The organism is Pseudomonas sp. D1HM (genome assembly GCF_019266105.1).
GTDB lineage: Bacteria > Pseudomonadota > Gammaproteobacteria > Pseudomonadales > Pseudomonadaceae > Aquipseudomonas > Aquipseudomonas taetrolens.
This window is the reverse complement of the sequence record NZ_LRMN01000025.1, coordinates 180,732-206,442: the sequence shown is the minus strand read 5'-3', so window position 1 is coordinate 206,442 and position 25,711 is coordinate 180,732. Positions and strand designations below refer to the sequence as shown.

Genomic DNA, 25,711 nt, shown 5'->3' with positions numbered 1-25,711 from the left:
GCGCCGACTTTCGTCGCCCCCAGGTCATTGCCCGGGCGACTGCACTTCTGTTTACCGATACGAGCCCCCGATATGCCCGAGCCGATCCATCTCAAAGACCACGAATCCGAAAAGCGGCTGGTCAACAAAAGACTGATTGCGTGCGCAGCGCTGGTGCTGGCAATCAGTTGCGCCCTGATTGGCCGGATGTACTTTTTGCAAGTGACTGAGTTTGCTTACAACTCGACCGTGTCCGAAAACAATCGCGTACACGTATTGCCGATTCCACCTGAGCGCGGCTTTATCTACGACCGCAACGGCGTACTGCTGGCCGATAACCAGCCCAGCTTCAACATGACCATTACCCGCGAGCGCGCCGCCGATACTGCCAAGGTGCTGGACACGCTGTTCGGCATCCTGCACTTGCCAGACGAAGACCATGCCTTGTTCGCCAAGGCCATGAAACAGGCACGCCATCCCTTCGATCCCTCGACCTTGCTCTATGACCTGAGCGAGGAGCAAATCGCCCTGCTGGCGGTCAATCAGTTCCGCCTGCCGGGCATCGATGTCGAGGCGCAGTTCGTCCGCCATTACCCTCAGGGCGACCACTTCGCACATTCGGTGGGCTATGTCGGCCGGATCAATGAAAAAGAGGCCAAACAGCTCGACAGCACGCAATACCGGGGGACGCAGTCCATCGGCAAAACCGGGATTGAACGTTTTTACGAACACGAACTGCATGGCAAGGTCGGCTTTGAAGAGGTCGAGACCAATGCCCAGGGTCGGGTAATGCGCGTGCTGCGGCACACCGATGCGGTGGCCGGTAAAAACATTGTGCTGAGCCTCGACATTAAATTGCAGGAAGCCGCTGAAGCTGCCCTCGGGGATCGGCGCGGCTCGATCATCGCCCTCGACCCGAAAACCGGCGAAGTGCTGGCGATGGTCAGTAAGCCCAGCTTTGACCCCAACCTATTCGTGACCGGCATCAGTACCCGGGACTACTCGGGACTGCGCGACTCCATCGACAAACCGTTGTTCAACCGGGCACTGCGCGGGCTGTATGCCCCGGGCTCCACCATCAAACCCGAAGTGGCCATTGCCGGACTCGACAGCGGGGTGATATCCGCTTCGACCCGGGTGTTTGACCCCGGTTATTTCCAGTTGCCCAACGTCGAACACAAGTACCGCAACTGGAACCACAGTGGTGATGGCTGGGTCGACTTGAACGCCGCGATCATGCGCTCCAACGACACCTACTTCTACGACCTGGCGTCCAAGCTGGGCATTGACCGCATGCATGACTACATGGCGGAGTTCGGGCTGGGGCAAAAAGTCTCGCTGGACATGTTCGAGGAGTCGCCCGGCCTGATGCCATCGCGCGAATGGAAGCGCATTACCCGTCGACAGACCTGGTTCCCCGGCGAAACGGTGATTCTGGGGATTGGCCAGGGTTATATGCAGGTCACTCCGCTGCAACTGGCCCAGGCCACCGCGCTGATCGCCAACAAGGGGGTGTGGAACCGCCCGCATCTGGCCCGCACCATTGACGGCGCGCCACCGGTGGATGAGCACCCGATAGCCAATATCGTGCTGCATGACCCCCGGGAATGGGAGCAGGTCAACCATGCCATGCAACTGGTCATGCATGATCCGCGGGGTATTGCCCGGGCGTCTGCCCAGGGTGCGCAATACCGCATCGCCGGGAAAAGCGGCACCGCGCAAGTGGTCGCCATCAAACAAGGCGAACGCTATAACCGCCTGAAAACCGCAGAGCGCAATCGCGATAACGCCTTGTTTGTCGGGTTTGCCCCGGCCGAAGATCCGCAAATCGTGATTTCGGTGATGATCGAAAACGGCGAAGCCGGCGGCCGGGTGGCCGGACCTGTGGTGCGCAAAGTGATGGACGCCTGGTTGCTGGACAATCAAGGCGCCCTTAAACCGCAATACGCCAGCCCGCAGCTCAAGCACGACGCCCCCCACGTCTAAACCCTGAACGCCTTTGAACCTGACCCTCTGCCTGGAGAGGGTCAGGCTCTAAGCTAGTTCCAAAACGGTATTTTCCCCTTTCATTTAAAGCACTTAGATTCCCCTCACCGGACCGCCGGACCTCCCTTGCATTTTCTCGTTTCCTCATCAGAACAAGGTCCAGCCCATGTCCGTGCGCACACTGTTGATTGCCCTTTGCGTCTCACTCGCGGGACTTAGCCCCGGCACACAAGCGGCTGAGGTAACGATTGGCTACATCACCGGCATCGACCCGACCAAACTGGCCCAGGCCGAAGGCACTTACGACAAAGCCATTGGCCAGAAAATCGACTGGCGCCGTTTCGACTCAGGCCCCGCCGTAGTCGCGGCACTGGCATCGGGGGATGTACAGATCGGCAATCTGGGATCGAGCCCGCTGGCAGCTGCCGCCTCGCGAAAGGTGCCGCTGGTGACCTTTATCGTCACCGCACAAATCAAAGGTTCAGAGGCCCTGGTGGTACGTGATGGCAGCGGTATTGCCTCACCACAGGACTTGATCGGCAAGACGCTGGCCACACCGTTCGTGTCCACCTCGCACTACAGCCTGCTGGGCGCACTGAAACACTGGAACCTGTCGCCGCAACAGGTAAAAGTGGTGAACCTCAGTCCTGCGCAAATCACCGCGGCCTGGAAGCGCGGCGACATTGACGGCGCCTTCACCTGGTCGCCCGCGCTGGGGGAAATCCGCAAGACCGGCAAGATACTCACCGATGCCGGTCAAGTCAGTGAATGGGGCGCACCGACCTTTGAAGTGTGGGTCGCACGCAAGGATTTTGCCGACAAACACCCCGAAGTGGTCGCGCAGTTCGCCAGGGTCAGCCTTGAGGCCATCGCCGATTACCAGGCGCATCGGGCTGACTGGACGGCCGACTCGCCCCAGGTGCAGAAAATCGCCTCGCTCACCGGGGCCAATGCTGCCGACATTCCCGAGTTGTTGCAGGGGGCGCACTTCCCTTCGGCCGATGAGCAAAAAAGCCCTCAGCTGCTAGGCGGCGGTACGGCCAGGGACATTGCCCGAACCGCGCTGTTCCTGAAGGATCAGGGCAAAATCGAAAGCGTACTGCCTGACTATTCTGCGTATGTCAGCGACCGGTTTTTGCCACGATAAAGAACGTTCCCGGCCAGAGCGTTCACTGGCATAACAAATGCTTCTTTACGCTCAAAAATACAGGGCACGACATTCCTTGAACGCTCACTCACGGCGCAATGGATCCCGTGCCCTGTGTGAACCCCGACGCTAGACGCGTCCCGGATCAAAAAAAGGAGCGTAAGGATGGCAACGCCTGTTACAGGGTCACCGCACACCCCGCACTCGGTAAAGACCGTGGGTTTTCTGGTGATACCAAACTTCACGACCATCGGTTTTGCCTCGGCCATTGAAACCCTGCGCATGGCCAACATGGCGGCGCGCCGCGAGATGTTTCGCACGGTGATCATCGCCCCCAGTCTGGACCCGGTAACCGCCAGCAATGGCATGCGCATACTGCCCGACTATGTGGTGGGCAATGCACCAAAACTGGACATCTTGCTGGTGGTCGGTTCAAACCCGATCGTCTCTCACCTCAGCAGCCGCCCGGTTCTCAACTGGCTGCGCAAACTGGCACACGAACAGGTCGCGCTGGGCGGGATCTGCACCGGCAGCTACTGGCTGGCGCGCGCGGGGTTGCTCAAAGGCTATCGCTGCACTATTCACTGGGAAGATATCGAAAGCCTGAAGGATCACTTTCCGGGGATCATCATTTCCAACCAGCTCTTCGAACTGGACCGGGATCGCTACACCTGCTCGGGCGGCGTAGCATCCATGGACATGACCCTGCAACTGATTGCACGGGAGCCCGGTGGTCGTGAGATTGCCGCCCATGCCGCCGAACTGCTGCTGTGCGACCGCGCACGCGGGGCGCAAGAACAACAGCGGGTCCCTCTGCGACAAAAACTGGGCACTTCGCAGCCCAAACTCAGCCAGGTGGTGGCCATCATGGAAGCCAATCTCGAAGAGCCGGTGAGCCTCGAAGAACTGGCACGCTTGAACGAAGTGTCAGTGCGTCAACTTGAACGCTTGTTCCACAAGCATTTGCAACGCACCCCCAGCCAGTATTACCTGGAGTTGCGCCTGGCCAGGGCACGTAATCTGTTGCTGCGCAGCGAATCGCAGGTGCGCGATATCGCCCTCGCCTGCGGCTTTGTCTCGGCGGCGCACTTCTCCAAGTGCTACAGCCGCCTGTTCGGCGTGTCGCCCATCGGTCAGCGCAAACAGATGGCCTTGCACTGAGTGGCGGCGGGCGCCCATCCGTAGAGCAAAAACGGCGAAGGCGTATCACTGCGCCTTCGCCGTTTCCTTTTCAGGCCTGCAATGCGTCAGTCCTGCAAGGCTTTGTGCGCGGTCTCGCGACTGGCCAGCATGGCAACCAGCGCGACGGCGGCGGCCGCGAGCAAATACCAGGCCGGGGCCATTTTGTTGCCGGTCATTTGAATCAGCCACGTCGCAATAAACGGTGCCGTCCCGCCGAACAGCGCATTGGCGATATTGAAGCTAAAGGCAAAGCCGCTGAAACGCACCCGGGTCGGGAAAATCTCGGCGAGGAAGCACGGCAAGGTGCCGTCGTTCATCGCCAGGATCGCCCCAAAAGCAATCTGGATCATCAGAATGACGGCCAGCGAGGTATTGCCGAGCATGCCGAACAACGGAAAGGTCAACGCCAGAAACAGCACCGAGGCTGTGACCAGCATGGTCTTGCGCCCGAAACGGTCCGACAGCTTGCCCATCAGGAAGATCAGGCCGATGTAGGTCGCCAGCGACACCGTTGAGGCAATGAATGAATCACGCTCACTCAGGCCCATTTCAGTGGACAGGTAGGTCGGCATGTAGCTGAGCAGCAGGTAAAACGCTACGGCATTCAGGCAAGTGACGCCAATCCCGATCATTACCGCACGCCGGTGCACGGTGAGCAGCTCACGAACGGGTGCATGGGTCGCACATTCCTTGGCTTCCAGGCGCTGCTCCATCTCCAGAAACTTGGGCGAGTCCTGCAGGCTGACGCGGATATAACGCCCCACCAGGCCAAAAGGTGCCGCCAACAGGAACGGCAAGCGCCAGCCCCAGTCATGCAGGTCTTCTATCGTCATGAAGGCATGCATGGCCGCCACAAACAACGCGCCAAACAACAGGCCTGCAGCGGTACTGGCCGGCACGATGCTGGTGTAGAAGCCCCGCTTTCCTTCGGGAGCGTATTCGGCGAGAAACGCCGAAGCCCCGGCGTATTCGCCCGAAGCGGAAAAACCCTGCACCAGCCGGATCAACAGCAGCAACGCCGGCGCCCACAGGCCGATGTGGTTGTAGCCGGGCAGAATACCGATGCAAAACGTTGAAACCGTCATGATCAGGATCGACCACGACAAAGCGCTGCGACGTCCGTACTTGTCACCAAAATGGCCCCAGACCAACCCACCGATCGGGCGCACGATAAACGACAGGGCAAACACCGCGAACGTCGCCAGCAACCCGCTGGCGGCATCGGTCTGCGGGAAGAACGTCAGGGCGATGACTGTGGCCAGGTACCCATAGGCAGCGTAGTCGAACCACTCGACAAAGTTGCCCATGAAACTGGCGGTGGCCGCACGGCGTAACGCCTTGCGTTCACTGATACGCTCGTGGAGCTGTTCTGTACTCAGGGGCATGGCGAGATTTGCGCTTGGGACGCTCATCGAGCACCTCCAGTGTGTGAGGTGCGGGGTTGAACCACAGGGACCGACGTTGAGACGTTAGGCATGACTAATACCCTCATTCTGTTCTTTTTGGCAGGGGTAATGGGTCAGAACACACCGCGTATCTGCGCACGCATGTGTGGGTGTCTGGAGCGATCAGCTCAACTGAAAACGCCGCACAGGGAGACTGTGCGGCGCTGATATTACTGCTTGATAATGTTGTGCTGCGGGCCATACGGGAATTTAGTGATGTTCTCGCCGCCCTGTTCGTTGACGATCAGAATATCGTGCTCACGGTAACCGCCCGCTCCCGGCCGTCCTTCGGGAATCATGATCATTGGCTCGATGGAAACCACCATGCCGGGCTCCAGCACCGTGTCGATGTCTTCGCGCAATTCGAGCCCGGCTTCGCGGCCATAGTAATGGCTCAGGGTACCGAACGAGTGACCATAGCCAAACGTGCGGTATTGCAGCAGGTCGTGCTCCAGGAAGATCTCGTTGAGTTGCAGTGCAATATCCGAGCAGCGCATGCCTGGCTTGATCAGTTTGAGTCCGGCTTCATGCACCTTGACGTTGACTTCCCAGAGCCGCAGATGCTCGTCGGAGCAATGGTCCAGAAACAGCGTACGTTCCAGCGCGGTGTAGTAACCGGCAATCATCGGGAAGCAGTTGAGACTCAGAATATCGCCCTTGTTCACCTTGCGGCTGGTCACCGGGTTGTGTGCGCCGTCGGTATTGAGCCCCGATTGAAACCAGGTCCAGGTATCCATCAGCTCGGCGTCCGGGAAAGTGCGGGCAATTTCACGCACCATCGCCTGGGTCGCATGCAGCGCGACTTCATATTCGGGTACCTGATCGCGCAGGGCTTCGATGATCGCCGCACCGCCAATGTCGGCAATACGTGCGCCGTGACGAATGATGGCGTGTTCTTCAGCCGACTTGATCATGCGCATGCGCATGCACGGGGCGGCGATGTCCACCAGTTCGGCCTGCGGATAGCGGCTGGCCAGTTTGTCGCGATTGAGCAGGTTGAGGTGGTCATGCTCGATACCGATACGTCCGGCAGCAGGCAGCGCCTGTTGAATCGCTACAAAAAAGTTATCCCGCTGCCAGTCGGTGTACACAATGTTTTCGGTGCCCACCGTCCGGCGCCAAGGTTGGCCACCGTCAATGTTGGCGCTGATGGTCACGGCCTTGTCCTGGGTCACGACCAGCGCGTAATTGCGGCCAAAGGAGCAATACAGGAAATCGCTGTAGTAGTTGATGTTGTGGTACGAGGTAAACACCGCCGCGTCGATATTGTTCTGCGCCATATAAGCCCGCAGCCTGGCCTGGCGATTGGCGTACTCCTGGGCCGAGAACGTTGGAGTGACCTTTTCACCGTTCTTGATCTGGATGGTTTTCGGCATTTGCATGTCATTTACCCTTGTCTGTGATCGCGCTTGAGAGGCCGCCAGCGGGCGGGTCGTTGAGGATCATTCGAACAGATACAAGGCTGACTTTTTTGCGCGAATCCGACCTGTAATTGATCAGATCCGCTGTGCAGGCACTTCGCTCAGGCGCCTCAGGCAGAGATGGGTCGTTCTGAATTGTCTGTACACTGCACCGGCCATTTTTACCGCGTCCCCCGCCGCCCCTTCCAACCGTCTACAAGGCATCCTTTGAGTGTTTGAACTCTCCAGCTACTTAGGTCTGTTTCTCGCAGCATTCGGTGCCGCCTCGATACTGCCGATGCAGTCTGAAGCGGTGCTGGTGGCAATGCTGCTATCCGACCGTTACGTCGCGGCCACCCTGCTGACGGTGGCGACCCTGGGCAATGTGCTGGGCTCGGCCCTCAACTGGTTGTTGGGGCGTTCGCTTGAACGATTCCGGCACAAACGCTGGTTTCCGGTCAGTGCAGACAAACTCGAAAAAGCCCAGCGCTTCTATCTGCGCTACGGGCGCTGGTCACTGCTGTTGAGCTGGGTACCCATCATTGGTGACCCGCTGACCGTCATCGCCGGTGTCATGCGTGAGCCGCTGTGGCGTTTCTTGCTGATCGTGACCCTGGCAAAAGGCATGCGCTATCTGCTGCTGGCCGCGGTCACGCTGGGCTGGGCATAGGCCTGCGCCCTACAAGATTGCACCTGCACCCGGTATGACTATATGCACCACCTTGCCTGCCGATAAGCCACCTAGTGTGTGCGCTTTATCCACGATGTCCTGGCTGCCTTGACCAGGGCACGGCAGCCAGGGAACACGCAATGAATGACAACGACCTACCTTATTACTTTGCAGAAGCATTTGAAGCCCGCCCCCACTCCAGTGCCCGTGAACTGGCACGTGGCTTCGATGACGACCTGCGAACATGGCTCCACACGGTGCGCATCTCCACCGCCCTGGAGCGCTTGAATCAGCAGCGGCCGATGCAGGTTGAAAAGATAATCCTGAACTTTTCCGGCCAGCCGGCCATTGAGCTGGCGGGGGCGTTTCTCATGACGGCCCTGTTGCAGCCTTACACGGTGCTGTACACCCCCGAGTTTGGGCTTGAATCCTTTACAAACCGGGCCGGCCTTGAGCAGCGCCTGACTGAGCGCCTTGACGCACCGGTGCTGCGCGACGAACTGATGGCGCTGGTGGATCGTACACAGCGCAAGGCTGTTTCGGAGTGGGACGCCCCGCAGATTTCATACGCAACCATTGAGGGTGATGTGTTTATGGAGGTTGCGGCCACGGTCGAGGCCAACCAGCGCCGCAACCTGCAGGTTCTGCAGGCCGAGCTGCTGAAGCTGCCCTCCTTGCCCGTCCTGCTCGATCAGGTACTCCAGGTCGAGCTGACGTCTCTGGCCCTGGGCTGGAACAGGTCCACGACCCGCCTCATCACTTACCGCGCCGAGACCACCGTAGACAGTGCGGGGCAGACTGTGACCCGCAACCGGCAGGTCGCCTCGCAGACCCTGGAAGAGGCCGTGCTGAGCTACTTTCGGCATCAGCACTGGCCTGCCGGGCAGACCTATCAGGTAAGCGATCACGGCACTGGCGAGACGCCCTATCACGCCAGCTCCATGGAAAATCAGCAATGGCTGGACATTATCTCGACGCTGGGCACAAACCTGCCCAACCGCTTGCAGGCGCAGCTGGAACGTTACTGGAGCACGGTGCTGGAGCCGGGCCTGACCCGAATGGACGTTTTTGCCCGGATACTCAAGGACGGCTACCAGGCAGGACTGCTCAAAGGGCTGGCATCCGCCAGGATCTCCCCGCAGGACTATCAGTGGCTCAAACCCCTCAATGAAGGCCTGTCATTGCAAGCGGAGGCACTGCGGCTAAGCAGCGAGCACAAGCCGTTCATGGAACTGTCCGGGTATTTGATGCTCAGCAACCCCCGGCGCCCCGGCAGCCCCTTCTTTCTGTATCAGCCCTGCGCCAGTATCAGGGCGTTCGGTTCCGCTGCGAGCCTGCACAGTCACTTGCTGAGCCCGCTGAACACGGCGTCCGTTCCGGAGCCGCTGATCAACGCTTTGGCCCTCAAGGAACGCCAGATCGTGGTCGCTTACCATTCTCCAGGCATCCTCAGCATTCCCGTTCCGGGGCCGATGATGCTCAGCGTCATGCAGAGCATCGCCGACAAGCAGGCACATAACCTGAACCACGTCATGAGCCTGTACCGCACGCTGGCGCAGGCTTTCGACCTGGCGGCCGTGATCGACTCGGTGCTGGATGTGCGCCGCCTGATCGACCCCGCGCTGTTAGCCTTCGATACTCAAGGGCGCTGGAGCACTCATCTGAACCTGCAGTCCCTGCAAGCGCCCCCACCCCGGCCTGACATGCCGACGCCGCTTTCGCCAGAAGAAGCACTGGAGCAGCAAATACCGTTGCTCGAAGGGCTGCGCCATTCCTGCCAGCACGAAATGCACACCTGCCCCGCGCTGTACGCCGTGGCTCAATCGGCCTTGAATGATGCCTTGCGGGACGCCCGGTTAACTTCATTGAACGCGGGCGAGATTGTCCTGAACCACTACAGCTCACCCCCCTCGAGCAACGAGTCGCGCCCGCCATTGCTGTCACAAGACCTGGTGGATCACTTCATCGAACGGTTCAACGGCTTTGCCGCGCCCCTGTCAGCGCCTGAGCACTGGGGCGCCTACACCCGTCGCGTCGAGGGCATCAGCCAGATGATTCCCGAACTCGGCTGGCGAGCCCTCAATACGTTGATCAACTTCACCCTCAACGGATTCTCGACGCGTTTCTTTCATCAGCACCGTGACTTCTACACCCGCCTGATGCCCTTCCTCAGCAACACGCAGCAGGCAGCCTTGCGCAATGAACTGATCATCAAGGCACGCAGCCACCCTGAAATACTGCGCAAGCAAGACGTCTTGCTGCGGGTCCTCGATAACCCTGTACAAGCGCTTCGCAAAGGCTTGAACGGCTTTATTCCGCAAGTTTTCGGCATGTCCGTGGTGCTGCCCGGCAAGCCGCTACCGCTCGATCTGCAGCATGCCTTCCTGATTACCGAGCACGGAGGGCTGGACCCCAGACACTCCGGCTGTGTCCTGTTCTGGACCCCGGTGGCAGGCCTGGAATTCGCCGACAGCCTGAGCCTGGCGCTCAATGGCCTGAACAGCCGGCTGGCAACACCGCACCTGCATGAAATGTTCCAGGGCCTGCAAAGTTACCCCGACCGCCTGACACCGTGGCAACACGACTCAGGCGGTTCGGACATCCCGCCCCGCATACAACTACGGTTGATCGAGGCGAATTTCATCGAGACCTTCAACCACGCCCAGATCGCCTCGTTGACCCGAGAAATTCACCATGCTGTCGCCCAACCTTTACCCGCTCATCAAACCCAGGACTGGATCAAGTACAGTCAGACCCACCAGCGTTTCAACCTGCTTCTGGAGCACACGCTGAACCTCGCACGCAACGCACAGCTTCTGCTTTCTGCGCCCCATTGGCTGGCGACGGCACCCGAGCAGCACCTGCTGACGCTTGCCGGGTGGGTGGAACAGCATCACCAGCAGACCCCGCAGAATCTCGACTTTCTCAATGGCAACCTGCCCGACCTGGAGGCTTTCACCCATGTGCGGCTGGTCGCCCAGATAGAAGCCGACCATCCCGGGCATGGTCTGGATCTTGGGCATTACAGCGTTGTCGCACACCCTCTGCACGAGCCGCCCGGCACCCTGCCCGTCGCGCAACAGCACTCGCTGATCGAACTGATGCTGAGCCATGGCAGCCATCTGGATGATCATCAGCTAACACTGGCGTCAACCGACGCAGGGGCTGTGCCTGACTGGATGACCATCGACTACCTGAAACAACTCCACAGGCGGCTCGACATCGGCCGTAATTTCCAGACCATCATGCGTCCCCGTTTTGAGCCCCATCGGGCCGGCGACGAGGAACGCTGCCGAATGTTCAGCCAGCACGCGCCATGGCAGCTTCTCGCCCAGGCCATGTCCCTTCACTTGCAAGGCCAACTGTCCTCGACCGCGTTGAACCTGGTCGAGCAATTGATGGAAATGCCCGATCACCTGGCGCGCACGCCGGTCAACGGGCACAAGGCGGTGCTGCGTGAAGTTCACCTGCGGCACATGCCAAACGCAACACCGACCAGGCTGGAAGGCCTGCACTGGATACAGCGCGAACACGCGCACCAGGGCCCCTGGGTATTACTGACACTGTTCAATGACGTGTTTCACCTCAATGAATACGCCCACGGTGAAGCTTTTCTCAGCACGCTGCGCCATTCAAACAGCCTGCAATCGCTGGTTCTTGAACGCTTGCCAGGTCCTGTGCGAACGCTGTATTCGGTCGGGCATTTTTTGAATGCGCAGCTCGGCTCTTCCATGGGCGGGCCGCTCTACACCGGTAATGTGCTGAAAAAGCTCTATCACGACACCTGCCATGTGGTGCTGAACCTGCTTGGCCAACAGCACAGTTCCTTTGGCCAAACCGCCTGGCATATCGCCAAATCCATGTTCGGCGCCGCAGAGCGGCTGGGCACGTTCTTGTTGCTCGGCAAACAACGTTTGCCGTTAATCGCCTGGCAACTCCTTCCACAATTGCTCAAGGCTGCCAAACTGGCCTGGCAAGGCGAGTGGAAACACTCAATGAGCGAGTGCGCGCAAATCCTCCTGCAACTGGCGCTGGCCAAAATATCGACCGTGGTGCCCGCCACTCCTGCAGCACCGGTTCCCGCCGCGCTCACCCAGGCCGGCTCCGGCACGACCCTGCACGAAGAAGCGTCGCCCGAGACGCTTAGTGTGTGGCACAACCGGATACAGCTGACGCCCTCCCAGGAGCATCGGCTTCGCAGCTACGAGATCAAGCACCTGGAATTGAGCAGCCTTAACCATGATGCCTCGACCGGGTTGTACACCGACCCTCTGACACAAAAACACTACGTCCCGGTCACCGGCAAAATCTTCCAGGTCGAACAAGTGGGCCTGCGCTGGCGCATCGTGGGCGTGTACGAGAGGGGGCCGTTTCTGCTCAGGGATGAGCAGCAGCAATGGCAGCTGGATCTCAAAGGCTACCTGCTGGGCGGTGGTGCGGCGCTGGGCAAAATCATTGACCAGGCCGAGGCCCAAGCGTTGATCCAGATTGCCTTCAACGTCGAAGCCATCGGGATGAAAAAAATCAACCGTCTGTACCCCCACAAGGCCGCGATCATCCGCAATGCCCATGAACGGGCCCTGCATTATCTGGCAAAGAGCCAGATCAGCTTGCGCCAATCACAGCCGGACGTCTTTGCCCACCCGCGTAACCGTGAGTTTTTAAAAAGCATTTTCGGCGAAAACAATATCACCGAGGCTCTGCGTCAACGCTTGCTGACTTCAATCGCGACGCTGCGTACGGACATGCTGAGTGAAGCCATGTCACCGCTAGACTCGGACCGTTACGTGGTGGGCACGCTCCGGGGGGCACATGAAAACTCGTATGGATTTGTCCATCCCAATGAAAAACCGATGCGTATTTACCTCACCGAGCTGTACTTCAAACCGCCATTGGACAAACTCGCGCAGTGCACCCGTGAACCTTTCGAGGTGCTGGCCAACGCGCAAATCCTGACCTTGATCCACGAACAAACGCACATCAGCCTCAACACCCTCAACATTGCCTACGTGGATGCCATCCTCCCGCTGTATGACCTGATAGACACCAACACCGAGCAAGGGCGCAACGTTTATGAAGTGCTGTACAGCGGCCAGACCCGGGGCTTGAGCACACTGACGCCCTTGCAAAACCTGTTCAAGCTCTGGGATCACGCCAGTGATTTGTGGATCGATCCTGAACCGTCCACGGTAGCCGGCATCATCCGCCTGGCTGAATCCCGTACGTTGAGCGCAGCCAGGTACCTCTTCACCAATAACGACAGTACCCGGTTAAAAATCATTTTGAACAATGCCGACTCGTTGACACTGGTGGTTGCCATTCTCAACCGAACGCTGGAGGTGGTGCCGGCCACGCCCTTGGTGCCAGCGGCAATCCCGGAAATACTGCTTGGCTTCAACCAGCCTTGAAGACGTGCGGCCAGCACCTTGCCGCCGCTGTCTCAAGGCAGCTGCGCACCCGCCACAGCCACGTGAATCATGTACAGCGACGTATTGGCCGTGATGAACAGCCGGTTGCGCCGTGGCCCGCCAAACGTAAGATTGGCCACCTTTTCGGGCAGGCGGATTTTGCCCAGCAGCACACCGCTGGAATCGAAGCACTGAATACCGTCGCCAGCGCTGGTCCAGATATTGCCCTGAACATCGACTCGCAAGCCATCGGGGATGCCGGGCTCTATCTGGGCCAGGATCGTCGACGCCCCCAGTCGGCAGTTATCGATCACCTGAAGGGCGCGAATATGGTGCGCGGCCTCCGGGTCATGGGAGCGCGCAGAGTCGGCCACGTAGAGGGTCTGGCCATCCGGGGAGAAGGCCAGGCCATTGGGCTGCTCAAAGTCATCGGCCATACAGGCGAGTTCACCGGTGTGAGGGTCAATGCGAAACACATTGCGCCCGCTCTGCTCCGGCTCGGCCTGGTAGCCTTCGTAATCACTGAGAATGCCGTAGGTCGGGTCGGTGAACCAGATGCCGCCATCCCGGTGAACGACCACATCGTTGGGGGAGTTGAGCCGTTTGCCTTCGAACCGGTCGGCCAGCACGGTGATGCTGCCGTCGGGTTCGGTCCGGGTGACGCTGCGCGTGCCGTGCTCACAGGTCACCAGCCGCCCTTGCAGGTCCCGGGTATTGCCATTGGCAAAGTTCGACGCCGGGCGAAACACCGACACGCCCTGCTCCGGGGTCCAGCGCAGGATGCGCTGGTTGGGGATGTCGCTCCACAGCAGGTAGCCGCCGTCGTTGAACCACACCGGCCCCTCAGCCCACCGGCATTGATCGTAAAGCCGCTCCAGCTGGGTGTTGGGCAGGGTCAGGCTGCGAAAGCGCTTGTCGAAAAATTGGTAAATGTCGTCACTCATGGAAGGGTCCTTGCTCAAAGACTGCGCAATGTCTTGCGCCCGCTGACAGCGGCGATCACCGCGATAATAATCACACCGGTCAGAATCAGCCGCACACCGGCGCTCGCGCCAAAGGTGTTGAGCATGCTCACCAGCAAATACAGAAACAGTGCCGCCCCCCACAGCCCGGGGACGTTGGAAAACCCGCCGGCCACCGAGGTGCCGCCAATCACCACCACAGCGATGGAAGCCAGCAGGTACTCATCGCCCATGCTGAGGGAGGCACCACCGGAAAACCCGGCGAGCAACACCCCGCAGACGCTGGCGAACACCGCACTCAAGACGTAGGTGGCGCATCGCACCCGCTCCACCCGCACCCCGGCCAGCTCGGCAGCACGCATGTTCTGCCCCAGCGCCAGGGTCCAGCGCCCATAAAGCGTGCGGCTCAACACGTAGCCGGCCACCACCGTGAGCAAGCCAACGGCCAGAGCCAGATAAGGAATGCCTGCGATATGCCCGGTGGAGAACTGGTAGAACCACTCCGGCGGGGCAATGCGCACGCTGCGGCCATAGGCAATCGCCATCGACTGCAGCAGAAAACTGGCCGACAACGTGGCGATGATCGGCGGGATCCGCAGCACCCGGATCAACGCGTAGTTGGCGCAACCGATCAGAACGCCCAGGCCCAGCACCCCGGCGACACCCAGCGCGATCAGGCCGTCCTGCCCGTCCATCAACTTCATCCCCACCGCACCGCTCAAGGCGATATTGGCCGGGATCGACAGGTCGATGTTGCCGGGCCCGGTGGTGATGACGAACATCTGCCCCACGCCGACGATTACAAAAAAAGCCGAGAACGACAGCGCGCCTGAAGTCAGGGCGCCAGCGCCCTCGCCCCGCGTGAACGCCAGGGTGGCGAGCCACACCAGTAACGCGGCCAAAAACGACCACAGCCAGGGTTTGCTGCGCAGAGTCGAGACATGCGTGGAAAGGTTCATGCAGGGCGGACCTCAAGACGGTTGACGGCAGTGCGCAGGGCCAGCACCAGGATCAGAATCGCGCCCTGGGCACCGATCTGCCAATCGGGGGAAATGCGGATAAACGACAGCAGTGAACCCGCCAGCACCAGGGTCAAAGCCCCCAGCACTGCACCGATGGGCGATACCCGCCCGCCGGTGAATTCACCGCCACCCAAGATCACGCCAGCAATCGATAGCAAGGTGTAGCGCAAAGCCATATTGGCGTCCGCCGAGGTCGTCAGGCCCACCAGGAACAGCCCCGAAAGCACGCCGAAACTGCCGGCCAGCGCATACAGCGTGACCTTGATTTTCAGCAACGACCAACCGGCCTTGGCAATCGCCAGCGGATTGCCCCCGGCACCGCGCAACACCACGCCCAGCCGCGAACGCATCAAAAACAGATGCACCGCCACCGCCAGGACCACGCAGACCACAATGGCAAACGGCAACAGGGGCGTCTTGATCTTGACCAGCGCCTGCAACCATTGCGGTGCGCTGCCGCCGGGAGCTGGCAGCAACAACACTGCGCCACCGATCCAGATAAACGACATGCCCAGCGTCACCACGATCGCCGGCAACTGGCGGACATGGATCAGCGCCCCCAGCAGCGCATAAACGCCAATGCACCCGAGCAAGGCCAGACACCCCAACAGCGGATGATCGTTGAGCAACGTGGCGGCCACGCAGGCGACAAAACTGATAAAGCTGCCCAGGGACAGGTCCAGATCATTCACGGTGATGATCAGCATCTGGGCAATGGTGGCCAACGCAATCGGTACCGCCAGGTTGAGCATCAGGTTCATGCCCATATAGCTCATGGCCCGTGGCTGCATGATGAAGATCGTGGCCAGCAGCACGATCAGCGACAGGGCCGGCAAAGCGCTGCGCAGCAAACGTGCACGATTGAACGTGCCTGTACCTGCAGGCGCAAAACCCGTAGCAGATATTTTTTTCAAGGTCATGGGTTGAGGCGCGTTCATGCCACCTCCTCCTGAAAGGAGCTGCGCAGCACTTGCGCTTCGCTCAGTTCGTCCCGCGGCATGTCGGCTACGGCCTGCCCGTTGCGGAACACGTAGATGTGATCGCAGTGATCCAGCTCTTCAAGCTCAGTGGTGTACCAGATGAACGTCCGCCCGCGAGCGGCCTCTTCCTTGATGATCGCGTAGACCTCGCGCTTGGTTCCTACATCCACCCCGCGCATCGGATCGTCCATCAGAATCAGGTCACTGTCACAGGCCAGTGCGCGGGCAAACAGGGCTTTTTGCTGGTTGCCGCCGGAAAGCGACAGGATCGGGTTGTTCATGTCCGGTGTGCGAATCCCCATGCGCTGCTGCCATTTGGCGGCCATCGCCTGCTCCGCCTGCGGGTCGATCAGGGCGCCGCGCCTTAGGGCCGCCAATGAACTGATGGTGATGTTCTCGGCGATGGACCACAGGTTGAAAACCCCGTCGGTCTGCCGGTCTCCGGCGACCAGGGCCACACGCTTGCCCCGGGCGATGCGCTCGCGCAACAGTTGCACCAGCAACTGGCTTTGCCCCTGCCCGGCGAGCCCGGCCAATCCGACAATCTCCCCCGGATACGCCGCGACGGTAACGCTGTTTTGTTGCCGGGCAGGTCGTTGATCCACCACCGGCGTCTGTGCGCCGCGTTTTGAGGTAAAGATATGCGCAGGGTCGTGGGGCCTCGCCACGGTGCCCATGGATTCGACCAGCGAGGCATGGGTAAACGCACTCGCGGCACGCACGTCGACCACACAGCCGTCACTCATCACCGCGATCCGGTCGCAGGTTGCGAGCATCTCGCCAAGGATGTGACTGATCAGCACCACGCAGCCGCCACTTTCGACGTAACGCCGTACGTGTCGCAACAGTTGTTCGGCAACCCGCGCATCCAGCGACGAGGTCGGTTCGTCGAGAATCACCAGCGCCAGGTGTTCATCGACACAGGTAAAGGCCCGGGCGATTTCCACCATCTGCCGCTGACCAATCGGCAGGTCGGCAATCACGTCACCAGGGCTGATACCGTGCCCCGGAAAAATAGTGTCCAGGCTCGCCCCAATCAGCGCCCCCGCCTTGCGCCGCCAGCCAAAGCCACCCAGCTTGGGGCACATCAAGCGGGTATTCTCCGCCACGCTCAGGTTAGGACACAGCGACAGCTCCTGGAACACGCAACGGATCCCGTGCTGGCGAGCCACTTGCACCGAATAACCGGTGCGGACATCCGCTGCGGCCATCATCAAGGCGCCTTCATCAGCGCGCAAAGTGCCCGCCAGAATATGCATCAGGGTCGACTTGCCCGCGCCGTTATGGCCGATCAAGCCCAGGCACTCACCGGCCCTGAACGCCAGGTTTACATCGCTCAATGCGCGCACGGCGCCAAAACGCTTGCCGACCCCTTTGAGGTCTACGAGCGGTACGTAAGTCTCTGTCATTACGCGTTCCTCGACGGGCCGGGCTTATTGAGGTGAAGGGCTTTTAAGCTCGGCCACGTCGTTGACGCTGTAGACATGGCTGACAATGCCGCCCTTCTCCACCCCGGCGAGCGAAGCTTCGAGGGTGTCCTGGGTCACACTGATGGCGGGCGACAACAGGTCATGGGGCAGTTGCTTGCCGTCCAGCAACTGCTGGGCGACCCAGAAGGCCAGGCTGGAAATACTCGGCGCACTGGAGATCGAGAACGACGCATAACCGTTGCTGTCTTTCTGTTTTTTCCACCACGACAACTCTTCCTCCCGGTTGCCGAAGATGATCACCGGCAGAGGCCGCCCAGCGGCCGTGAACGCCTGGGCCACGCCATACCCGTCATCGCCCTGGGTCACCACCGCATCAATTTTCGGCAGGCTCGGCAGGATCCCGGCCACGGCTTTTTGCGCAGCGGTCTGCGACCAGTTGCCATTGACCGAGCCGACGATTTTCAACTGCGGATACTGACGGGCACCAGCCATCACCCCGGCATGGATCATCTCGTCCACCGAGACCCCGGCCAGGCCCCGGACCTGCAACACATTGGCCCCGTCGGGGAAGCGCTTGGCCAGATACGCCATGCCGTCCAGGCCGCTTTGCTTGAAGTCCATGGAAATCCGGTAGGCACAGGGCTCCGTCACCACCCCGTCAAAGGACACCACGATAATCCCGGCATCACAGGCCTGCTTCACCGCACCGTTAAGGGCCGTCGGCGAAGCCGCGTCAATCACGATGGCGTTGTACCCCTGAAGGATCAGGTTCTGGATTTGGGCGGCCTGCTCGGTGGCCTGGTTTTCCCCGGTGGTGAAGGAATCCGCTGAGGCAATCACCCCGTCCTTGACTGCCTGGTCGGTGGTTTGCTGCCAACTGCTGAGCATGCTCTGACGCCACGAGTTACCGGCGTAGTTGTTTGACAGCGCGATGGTTTTGTCGGCCGTATCGGCCTGAACAGACATGAAGGGCGTCAGCAGTAAGGCGGTGGACAACAAGGCGCGACGAAGCGTGAAACGTTCCATGACAAGACCCTTTTTATTATTGTGGGCATTCGGTCGCCGATTGATTCGGTCGTACCTGATAACTGAACGCCTCCAGTCTGATCTGAGCACCCGGCCCATGTCTGGAGCGTTACTGCACACTTGATACTCTTTACGCGCAAATAAACTGCGGGATCCCGCAAAACAAACGCGCACATCTGCAGACATTCAGTGGCGACGGTGACGGTTCGTGCATTTTTGCAGGCATTGTTGCAGGCTGCGATGGGGTGTCTGGTTGAAGGGCCTGCCGCCCTTGCCGCCGCCTTCGACAGCGGCTACAGGATCCCCCGTCGCGACGTTCAACGACTGCTGTGCAGCCGGGCGGGGCATACTCCCGGCCTCGTGCCTCACTACGGATCTCCAGTCATGGTGCAAAGAGTCCCCATCGCCGCTGAACACGTGTTGCACCATTTTCTCGGGATTTCCCGCGCGCTCGCCGGACGCCTGGACTTTCAGTCGATGATCGAGGCGGTGTCCGAGGAAATCCGTTTTATCCTGCCCCATGATCATCTCGACGTCAGCCTGCTGCTGGATGACGACAGTCACCTGTCCGCTTACGAGACGGGCCTGCACACGTCCTGGAGCGATTTTGCGCTTCACCCGCTGGCCATCGCACGTAGCCCGATCCGCACGGTGCTGCTGGGCGAAGCGCCGTACCTGCTCAGCGATGACGCCATGAACGATGAGCGCTTTCAGTTCCCTGGCGCGCTCAACCACCCGATTTTCGACGCCCGCTTGCGCAGTCGCCTGCATGTGCCGTTACGGGCACGGGGCGAAGTGATCGGTGCGCTCAGTTGTTCCAGCCACGCTGCCAATTACTACACCCTCGACGACGTGCGCCACACCCAACATGTGGCTGACCTGCTGGCGTCCTACCTGTATGCCCTGCGCCAGACCGAGCAGGCCAAGCAGCTGGCGATTGCCGAGGCACAGATTCGGGCCCGCGAAGAAGGCCTGCGCCTGGGGGTGCTGCGCCTCACCGAAGAGCTGGAGAACGAACGTCAGCGGATCGGCATGGACCTGCACGATCAGACCCTGGCCGACATGACCCGCCTGCACCGACGCCTCGGCCGCCTGCAGTTGCTCGATACCGTCCCGACCACCGAGCTGGTGCCTATCGGCCAGGCCCTGCATGAAAGCATGCAGGAGTTGCGGCTGATCATCGATGCGGTGAAACCGACGATCTTGCAGCTGTTCGGTTTTGTCGAAGGACTTGAGGACCTGTTGCTGCGCAGCGTTCGCAACAGCGGGCTGGCAATCAGCACCCAGTTGCGTGATAACACCGACGGGCTGGCCAACGCCCTGGCCGAACCGCAAAAAATCGCCCTGTTCCGGATCATTCAGGAAGCCGTCAACAACGCCATCAAACATGCCGCACCGCTCGCCATCACGGTCGAGATCACCGCCTCGGACAGCCATTTGCAACTGACCATCATTGACGACGGCGTGGGCCTGGACAGCGCCAGTCGCCTTGAAACCGGCGGGCTCAAGAACATGCAAGTCCGTGCGCAGCTGCTCAGCGCGCACGTCAATATCGACAAGGGGCCGCACGGCAAAGGGACCTGCGTGCAGGTCAGCCTGCCGTTGCCGGCACAGGCCTGAACCCCGCTGGGAGAACACTATGGAAATCCTGTTAATCGAAGACGACCCGGTGCACAGGGCTTTTTTCAAGGAAGTCATCGACGGTGCGCTGCCCGAATGCGAGCGCTTGTATGAAGCCGAGGACGGGCTGGCGGGCGAACGCCTGGCACAGGAATTTGCCATTACCTCGGTGGTCATGGACCTGCAGATGCCCCGGCGTACCGGGGTCGAAGCCGCGCGGGCGATCTGGCGCGAACGCCCGCACACCTCGATCATGTTCTGGTCCAACTACGCCGACGAGGCCTATGTTCGAGGGATCTCGCGCATTGTTCCCGAGGGCGCGGCCTACGGCTATATCCTCAAGACCGCGTCCGAAGACCGGCTGCGCCTTGCATTGCGCAGCCTGTTCATCGAGCAGCAATGCGTGATTGATCGCGAGGTTCGCGGCGTACAGCAAAAAAGCCAGAACCAGTTGCTGGGCCTGACCGATACCGAGTACGAAGTGCTGCAGGACATCGCCCTGGGTCTGACGGACCGGGTCATTGCCCGACGACGCAACCTGTCGTTGCGCAGTGTACAAAACCGTCTGCAGCAGCTGTACGAGAAGCTCGGTGTGCGCCAGCCCAGCGATGACGGCGACAGCGTCCCGGCCTTTAACCTGCGCGCCAGAGCGGTGAATGTCGCGCTATTGCGCAAACTGTTGAACCGGACCGCGCTGGAACAGGCTGAAATCGAATTGCAGGAATGGCTCAGGGATCCACGCTTCGCGCCGCTTCGAAACTGAGCGCCCGCGAACAGGCGCCAAACTTGAGCGTCAGGTGTTCTGCCCGGTATGGCGAAGCAGGTACATCGACCAGCCGTAGAACGCCAGCGCCAGGCCTGCCAGCAGGCCACCCGCCAGACCGATCCAGGCGAACCCGAAATGGCCGCCGACCCAACTTCCCAGCAGTGCCCCGCCACCGATGCCAATGTTGTAGATGCCCGAAAACATCGCCATTGCCACATCGGTCGCATCCGGTGCCAACGACAGTACCCGGGACTGCAAGGCCAGCCCGAAGCCCATGATCGCCATGCCCCAGATCACACTCAGCACGCCCAGGGACTCAATCGCACCGCTGGCCGGCAACAACAGCAACAGGCACAGCGTGAGCAGACTCACGGCCACCAGCAAAAAGCGCTGCGGACTGTATTTGTGAAACCAGCCGAAGCACAGCGAGCCAAAGATCCCGGCACCGCCAAACAACAGCAGCACCAGTGTCACAGCGCTGCCACTCATGCCGGCGACACCCTGGACGAAAGGCTCAATGTAGCTATAGGCGGTAAATTGCGCGGTCACCACTGCAGCCGTCAGCACATAAATCAGCACCAGCGCCGGGCGCTTGAACAGGATGGGCAGGCTTCTGAGTGAGCCCGAGTTCTGGCTTGGCAGCAACGGCAAGGTTCGAGCCAGCCACAGCACCAGTAGCGCAGCCAGACCGCCAATCGCCAGAAAGGTCGTGCGCCAACCCATCGCCTCGCCCAGCAAACGTCCAAGCGGCACACCGAGCACCATGGCCAGCGAGGTGCCGGTTGCCAGCAGGCCAAGCGCTTGCACTTGTTTGCCCGGCGGTGCAAGACGCACCGCCAGCGAAGCCGTAATGGACCAGAACAGTGCATGGGATAACGCTACCCCGATCCTGCTCAGCAGCAATAAACCAAAGCCGGTTGCCAGGCTCGACAACGCATGGCTCACGATAAACAGGCCGAACAGCACCAGCAGCAACTTGCGCCGCTCAACGTTACGGGTCAGCAGCATGATTGGCAGCGAGGCCAGCGAGACGATCCACGCATAAAGCGTGAGCATCAGCCCGACACGCGAGGTCGGCAGATCAAAGCTGGCGCCAATGGCCGTCAACAGGCCAACAGGGACGAACTCAGTGGTATTGAACACAAAGGCTGCCAGCGCCAGGGCGATGACCGGTTGCCAATTTGCGTTAGGTGTCGCAGTGGGGGTGTTCATTTAAAGGTCGGACTACTCGCTATCGATGATCAAACAGGCCCATGACTCGAGCGCCCTTGCCGCCACATGCTGCTTACACAGCACGTGCCACTTGGAAACCTTTCGATTCTGAACCCCATTGGGCGGCATTCTATAGGCTTCTCAAACGACTGTTGATGAACATCGACAGTGGCTAACGAGACATTTCGCCGCACGGAGCCGCTTCATGCACACCCGACACAACACCTTGAGCGACCCGCTGGGCGAGCAGGCACGGGTCGGGAATCTGCCCGGCATGGGCGTGCCCCGACAATTGTAGATCAACCCCCGGATTTACAGTGGCGACAGCCCTGACCGTGGCAGCGCCGAGCAAAATGAACGGAGCGCCTTGCATGCCTGCAGAGGTCGAAAAACACTCAATGGATCCACTACATATAAAGCCGACCTCAATTAAGTGTTCGGTAATCGCCAGAACAGGCTGAATACCGGGTTAACAGACCGCCTTCCAGATTGACTTGCCGGATCCAGATCACGCCTAATGGATCCACAAAAGCAATAACGTCTAATTTGGAGATTGGTCATGTATCCGAAAAACACCTGGTACGTCGCGTGCACCCCCGATGAAATTGCCGAAAAACCGCTGGGACGTCAGATTTGCGGCGAGAAAATCGTGTTCTATCGCGGCCAGGAAAATAAGGTATCGGCCGTCGAGGATTTCTGCCCGCACCGCGGCGCCCCTCTGTCTCTCGGTTATGTCGAAAACGGAAATCTGGTGTGCGGTTACCACGGACTGGTCATGGGGTGCGACGGCAAGACCGTCGAAATGCCAGGCCAGCGGGTACGCGGCTTCCCGTGCAACAAGACTTATGCCGCAGTGGAGCGCCACGGTTTCATCTGGGTCTGGCCGGGCGACCAGGACAAGGCGGACCCTGCGCTGATCCACCACCTGGAATGGGCAGAGAGTGATGAGTGGGCCTACGGCGGTGGGCTGTTCCACATCAATTGCGATTATCGATTAATGATCGATAACCTCATGGACCTCACCCACGAGACCTATGTGCACGCCTCCAGCATCGGCCAAAAAGAAATCGACGAAGTGTCGCCAACCACCACGGTCCAGGGTGATGAGGTGGTCACTGCCCGGCACATGGAAAACATCATGCCTCCGCCGTTTTGGCGCATGGCGTTGCGCGGCAACCACCTGGCCGATGATGTGCCGGTAGACCGCTGGCAGATTTGCCGCTTCACGCCGCCCAGCCACGTGCTGATCGAAGTCGGCGTGGCCCATGCCGGCAAGGGCGGCTACCACGCCGACCCCGAATTCAAGGCATCGAGCATCGTGGTCGACTTCATCACGCCCGAAACCGAAACCTCGATCTGGTACTTCTGGGGCATGGCCCGCAACTTCAATCCTCAGGACCCTGCACTGACCACCACGATCCGCGAGGGCCAGGGGAAGATTTTCAGCGAAGACCTGGAAATGCTCGAGCGTCAGCAGCAAAACCTGCTGGAGCATCCGCACCGCGCCCTGCTCAAACTCAATATTGACTCGGGTGGCGTGCAATCGCGACGCGTTCTGGAGCGCATCATCGCCAACGAACGCGCGCCCGAACCTCAATTGATCGCCACCGCTCAGTAACCTCGATGGCACGGCTTCGGCACCGTGCCAGCAACCTATCGAACAATAACCAGAAGCGCCCCATGGGGAGCAACGCTCCGAGGACCCGGCATGATTGAAGTAGTGGTGGTATCCCGCAAACACGAAGCCCAGGACATCTGCAGTTATGAGCTGGCCTGCGTCGATGGCAACGCCCTGCCCGCGTTCAGCGCCGGTGCGCATATTGATGTGCACCTGCCTGGCGGACTGATCCGCCAGTATTCCCTGTGCAATCATCCCGATGAACACCATCGCTATGTGATTGGCGTGCTCAGGGATCCGGCCTCACGCGGCGGTTCGCAAAGCCTGCACGAACAGGTCAACACCGGGGATCAGTTGCGCATCAGCGAACCGCGCAACCTGTTCCCTCTGGACGATACCGCCCGGCGCAGCCTGCTGTTTGCCGGCGGCATCGGCATTACTCCGATTCTGTGCATGGCCGAACGTCTAGCCCATAGCGGTGCAGACTTTGAACTGCACTACTGCGCCCGATCAAACGAGCGAGCGGCCTTTATTGAGCGCCTGCACAATGCGTCGTTCTCGGACCGGGTGTTCCTGCATTTCGATGAAGACCCGAACACCGCTCTGGACGCGACCCGAACTCTGGCCGCCCCTCACCCCGACACCCATCTCTACGTGTGCGGCCCTGGCGGCTTCATGCAGCACATTCTGGACAATGCCCGCGCACAAGGCTGGCAGGAAAAAACGCTGCACCGCGAATACTTTGCGGCAGCGCCGATGCAAACCGCTAACGAGGGCTGCTTCTCGGTGAAGGTCAACAGCACCGGGCAGCTGTTCGAGGTGCCGGCGGACAAGACCGTGGCTCAAGTGCTCGAAAGCCACGGCATCGATATCCCCCTGTCATGCGAACAAGGCATCTGCGGCACCTGCCTGACCAAAGTGCTGGAGGGGGTGCCGGAGCATCGTGACCTGTTCCTGACCGAGGACGAACAGGCCTGCAATGACCAGTTCACACCGTGCTGCTCACGGTCGAAATCACCGCTGCTGGTACTGGATATCTAGCGGCTTTTCACTCGGTCCGCTGAATGACTTTCATCCGCTCGCGAGCCGTGGCCAGGCCAAATATCTCGGCATAACGCAAGGTCGCGTTGGCGTGCTCGCGCATGATGGATTCGGCGCGGGCACCCTGGCGATTGACCAGGGCATCAAACACCGAATGATGCTGCATGTGGGCGTAGTTGAAGCGTCGATACTCACGCACCATGTCCTTGCGGTCGACCGCCAGCGCCGTCACCGAAGCGAACGGCAAATGGTCGTTGCGCGCCAGGGCATCGGCAATCGCCGGGTTGTGGCTGCCTTCAACAATCACCTGATGAAAGCGCATATTGAGGTCGTGGTAGATCTCCAGATCCTCTTCGGTGACAAACCCCTTGTCGAACAGCTCGTCACCCTGCAACAGGCAACGCTCAAGGATCGCCCGCCCTTCTGCCGAGAGCCCGCGCTCGGCAGTCTGGCGCGCCGCCAGCCCCTCGAGCACACCGCGCACTTCCACGGCCCCGGCAATATCATCGGCACTGACCGAGCGCACCTGAAACCCTCGCCCTCCGAAACGCACCAGCAACCCTTCCTGCTCAAGTGTCCGAAACGCCATGCGCACCGGCATGCGCGACACACCGAACAACTCCGCCGTGGGGATTTCCATCAAGCGTTCACCTGCGGCCAGCTCGCCCGAGGCTATCATCTTGCGCAGTGCGATCAGCACCATTTGACCGGGCTTGCTCATCCAGGCAACTTCCAAAAACGTGAGCCGTCATAGTAACGCAAGCACCGCGAAAATCGCCCCCGGCATCTGTGGCCAACCGCACAAAAGCCGAGAAGG

Annotated in this window: 18 protein-coding genes; 9 read left to right on the top strand and 9 right to left on the bottom strand. The window is 60.2% G+C overall.

Annotated features, from left to right (window positions below; translation table 11 throughout):
• The first annotated feature begins 72 nt into the window (after window positions 1-72).
• From mrdA to AWM69_RS21635, 3 genes are all read left to right on the top strand, one after another.
• Window positions 73-1,965, top strand: coding sequence for a penicillin-binding protein 2 (mrdA, locus tag AWM69_RS21645; protein ID WP_218728416.1), 1,893 nt, complete (start codon window positions 73-75; stop codon window positions 1,963-1,965).
• A 166-nt stretch (window positions 1,966-2,131) separates the two neighbouring features.
• Window positions 2,132-3,112: a taurine ABC transporter substrate-binding protein gene (gene tauA, locus AWM69_RS21640; protein WP_218728414.1), complete on the top strand. Its 981-nt coding sequence runs from the start codon at window positions 2,132-2,134 to the stop codon at window positions 3,110-3,112.
• A gap of 165 nt (window positions 3,113-3,277) precedes the next feature.
• Window positions 3,278-4,273, top strand: a complete 996-nt coding sequence (locus AWM69_RS21635; protein WP_131654094.1) for a GlxA family transcriptional regulator — start codon at window positions 3,278-3,280, stop codon at window positions 4,271-4,273.
• Window positions 4,274-4,359: 86 nt separating this feature from the next.
• On the opposite strand, the gene AWM69_RS21630 is transcribed toward AWM69_RS21635, so the two are convergent.
• A complete protein-coding gene (locus AWM69_RS21630; RefSeq protein WP_218728429.1) occupies window positions 4,360-5,679 on the bottom strand; it encodes an MFS transporter in 1,320 nt (439 codons plus the stop codon).
• A gap of 230 nt (window positions 5,680-5,909) precedes the next feature.
• Window positions 5,910-7,121: a M24 family metallopeptidase gene (locus AWM69_RS21625; protein WP_131654095.1), complete on the bottom strand. Its 1,212-nt coding sequence runs from the start codon at window positions 7,119-7,121 to the stop codon at window positions 5,910-5,912.
• A gap of 250 nt (window positions 7,122-7,371) precedes the next feature.
• Here AWM69_RS21625 and AWM69_RS21620 point away from each other — a divergent pair, with 250 nt between their 5' ends.
• Both AWM69_RS21620 and AWM69_RS21615 read left to right on the top strand, forming a co-directional pair.
• Window positions 7,372-7,809, top strand: a complete 438-nt coding sequence (locus AWM69_RS21620) for a YqaA family protein (RefSeq protein ID WP_218728413.1) — start codon at window positions 7,372-7,374, stop codon at window positions 7,807-7,809.
• Window positions 7,810-7,949: 140 nt separating this feature from the next.
• The gene (locus tag AWM69_RS21615; protein WP_218728412.1) at window positions 7,950-13,217 is read left to right on the top strand and encodes a dermonecrotic toxin domain-containing protein; all 5,268 of its coding nucleotides are present in this window, start codon (window positions 7,950-7,952) and stop codon (window positions 13,215-13,217) included.
• Between the two features lie 32 nt (window positions 13,218-13,249).
• Here AWM69_RS21615 and AWM69_RS21610 read toward each other — a convergent pair whose 3' ends face one another.
• The 5 genes from AWM69_RS21610 to AWM69_RS21590 are packed head-to-tail and all read right to left on the bottom strand — an operon-like array spanning window position 13,250 to window position 18,637.
• Entirely contained in the window at window positions 13,250-14,161 is a 912-nt protein-coding gene (locus tag AWM69_RS21610; RefSeq protein WP_218728411.1) for an SMP-30/gluconolactonase/LRE family protein, read from the bottom strand.
• 14 nt (window positions 14,162-14,175) lie between these two features.
• Window positions 14,176-15,138: an ABC transporter permease gene (locus tag AWM69_RS21605; protein WP_218728410.1), complete on the bottom strand. Its 963-nt coding sequence runs from the start codon at window positions 15,136-15,138 to the stop codon at window positions 14,176-14,178.
• Window positions 15,135-16,139 carry an ABC transporter permease gene (locus tag AWM69_RS21600; protein ID WP_218728409.1) on the bottom strand — a complete coding sequence of 335 codons (1,005 nt, stop codon included), beginning with the start codon at window positions 16,137-16,139 and terminating at the stop codon, window positions 15,135-15,137. Before AWM69_RS21600 ends, AWM69_RS21605 begins: the two co-directional genes overlap by 4 nt.
• Window positions 16,136-17,590: a sugar ABC transporter ATP-binding protein gene (locus tag AWM69_RS21595; RefSeq protein ID WP_218728408.1), complete on the bottom strand. Its 1,455-nt coding sequence runs from the start codon at window positions 17,588-17,590 to the stop codon at window positions 16,136-16,138. Before AWM69_RS21595 ends, AWM69_RS21600 begins: the two co-directional genes overlap by 4 nt.
• Before the next feature lie 24 nt (window positions 17,591-17,614).
• Entirely contained in the window at window positions 17,615-18,637 is a 1,023-nt protein-coding gene (locus AWM69_RS21590) for an ABC transporter substrate-binding protein (RefSeq protein WP_131654103.1), read from the bottom strand.
• Window positions 18,638-19,021: 384 nt separating this feature from the next.
• Between AWM69_RS21590 and AWM69_RS21585 the strand changes: the two genes are divergently transcribed.
• Both AWM69_RS21585 and AWM69_RS21580 read left to right on the top strand, forming a co-directional pair.
• Window positions 19,022-20,257 carry a GAF domain-containing sensor histidine kinase gene (locus AWM69_RS21585; RefSeq protein ID WP_218728407.1) on the top strand — a complete coding sequence of 412 codons (1,236 nt, stop codon included), beginning with the start codon at window positions 19,022-19,024 and terminating at the stop codon, window positions 20,255-20,257.
• A gap of 19 nt (window positions 20,258-20,276) precedes the next feature.
• Window positions 20,277-21,020 carry a response regulator transcription factor gene (locus AWM69_RS21580; RefSeq protein WP_131654105.1) on the top strand — a complete coding sequence of 248 codons (744 nt, stop codon included), beginning with the start codon at window positions 20,277-20,279 and terminating at the stop codon, window positions 21,018-21,020.
• Window positions 21,021-21,050: 30 nt separating this feature from the next.
• Here AWM69_RS21580 and AWM69_RS21575 read toward each other — a convergent pair whose 3' ends face one another.
• Entirely contained in the window at window positions 21,051-22,235 is a 1,185-nt protein-coding gene (locus AWM69_RS21575) for a sugar transporter (protein ID WP_131654106.1), read from the bottom strand.
• A gap of 559 nt (window positions 22,236-22,794) precedes the next feature.
• Here AWM69_RS21575 and AWM69_RS21570 point away from each other — a divergent pair.
• Together AWM69_RS21570 and AWM69_RS21565 are read left to right on the top strand one after the other, a co-directional pair.
• Window positions 22,795-23,853: an aromatic ring-hydroxylating dioxygenase subunit alpha gene (locus tag AWM69_RS21570; RefSeq protein WP_218728406.1), complete on the top strand. Its 1,059-nt coding sequence runs from the start codon at window positions 22,795-22,797 to the stop codon at window positions 23,851-23,853.
• A gap of 90 nt (window positions 23,854-23,943) precedes the next feature.
• A complete protein-coding gene (locus AWM69_RS21565) occupies window positions 23,944-24,894 on the top strand; it encodes a PDR/VanB family oxidoreductase (protein WP_218728404.1) in 951 nt (316 codons plus the stop codon).
• 7 nt (window positions 24,895-24,901) lie between these two features.
• Here AWM69_RS21565 and AWM69_RS21560 read toward each other — a convergent pair whose 3' ends face one another.
• Window positions 24,902-25,615, bottom strand: a complete 714-nt coding sequence (locus tag AWM69_RS21560) for a GntR family transcriptional regulator (protein ID WP_131654109.1) — start codon at window positions 25,613-25,615, stop codon at window positions 24,902-24,904.
• Between the last annotated feature and the right edge of the window lie 96 nt (window positions 25,616-25,711).

What these genes read in the sequence shown, in the direction of transcription:
- AWM69_RS21635 (WP_131654094.1), top strand. Translation starts at nt 3,278, where the DNA reads ATGGCAACGCCTGTTACAGGGTCACCGCACACCCCGCACTCGGTAAAG.
- AWM69_RS21625 (WP_131654095.1), bottom strand. Translation starts at nt 7,121, where the DNA reads ATGCAAATGCCGAAAACCATCCAGATCAAGAACGGTGAAAAGGTCACT.
- AWM69_RS21605 (WP_218728410.1), bottom strand. Translation starts at nt 15,138, where the DNA reads ATGAACCTTTCCACGCATGTCTCGACTCTGCGCAGCAAACCCTGGCTG.
- AWM69_RS21590 (WP_131654103.1), bottom strand. Translation starts at nt 18,637, where the DNA reads ATGGAACGTTTCACGCTTCGTCGCGCCTTGTTGTCCACCGCCTTACTG.
- AWM69_RS21595 (WP_218728408.1), bottom strand. Translation starts at nt 17,590, where the DNA reads ATGACAGAGACTTACGTACCGCTCGTAGACCTCAAAGGGGTCGGCAAG.
- AWM69_RS21570 (WP_218728406.1), top strand. Translation starts at nt 22,795, where the DNA reads ATGTATCCGAAAAACACCTGGTACGTCGCGTGCACCCCCGATGAAATT.
- AWM69_RS21600 (WP_218728409.1), bottom strand. Translation starts at nt 16,139, where the DNA reads ATGAACGCGCCTCAACCCATGACCTTGAAAAAAATATCTGCTACGGGT.
- AWM69_RS21560 (WP_131654109.1), bottom strand. Translation starts at nt 25,615, where the DNA reads ATGAGCAAGCCCGGTCAAATGGTGCTGATCGCACTGCGCAAGATGATA.
- tauA (WP_218728414.1), top strand. Translation starts at nt 2,132, where the DNA reads ATGTCCGTGCGCACACTGTTGATTGCCCTTTGCGTCTCACTCGCGGGA.
- AWM69_RS21610 (WP_218728411.1), bottom strand. Translation starts at nt 14,161, where the DNA reads ATGAGTGACGACATTTACCAATTTTTCGACAAGCGCTTTCGCAGCCTG.
- mrdA (WP_218728416.1), top strand. Translation starts at nt 73, where the DNA reads ATGCCCGAGCCGATCCATCTCAAAGACCACGAATCCGAAAAGCGGCTG.
- AWM69_RS21585 (WP_218728407.1), top strand. Translation starts at nt 19,022, where the DNA reads ATGGTGCAAAGAGTCCCCATCGCCGCTGAACACGTGTTGCACCATTTT.
- AWM69_RS21630 (WP_218728429.1), bottom strand. Translation starts at nt 5,679, where the DNA reads ATGCCCCTGAGTACAGAACAGCTCCACGAGCGTATCAGTGAACGCAAG.
- AWM69_RS21575 (WP_131654106.1), bottom strand. Translation starts at nt 22,235, where the DNA reads ATGAACACCCCCACTGCGACACCTAACGCAAATTGGCAACCGGTCATC.
- AWM69_RS21565 (WP_218728404.1), top strand. Translation starts at nt 23,944, where the DNA reads ATGATTGAAGTAGTGGTGGTATCCCGCAAACACGAAGCCCAGGACATC.
- AWM69_RS21615 (WP_218728412.1), top strand. Translation starts at nt 7,950, where the DNA reads ATGAATGACAACGACCTACCTTATTACTTTGCAGAAGCATTTGAAGCC.
- AWM69_RS21580 (WP_131654105.1), top strand. Translation starts at nt 20,277, where the DNA reads ATGGAAATCCTGTTAATCGAAGACGACCCGGTGCACAGGGCTTTTTTC.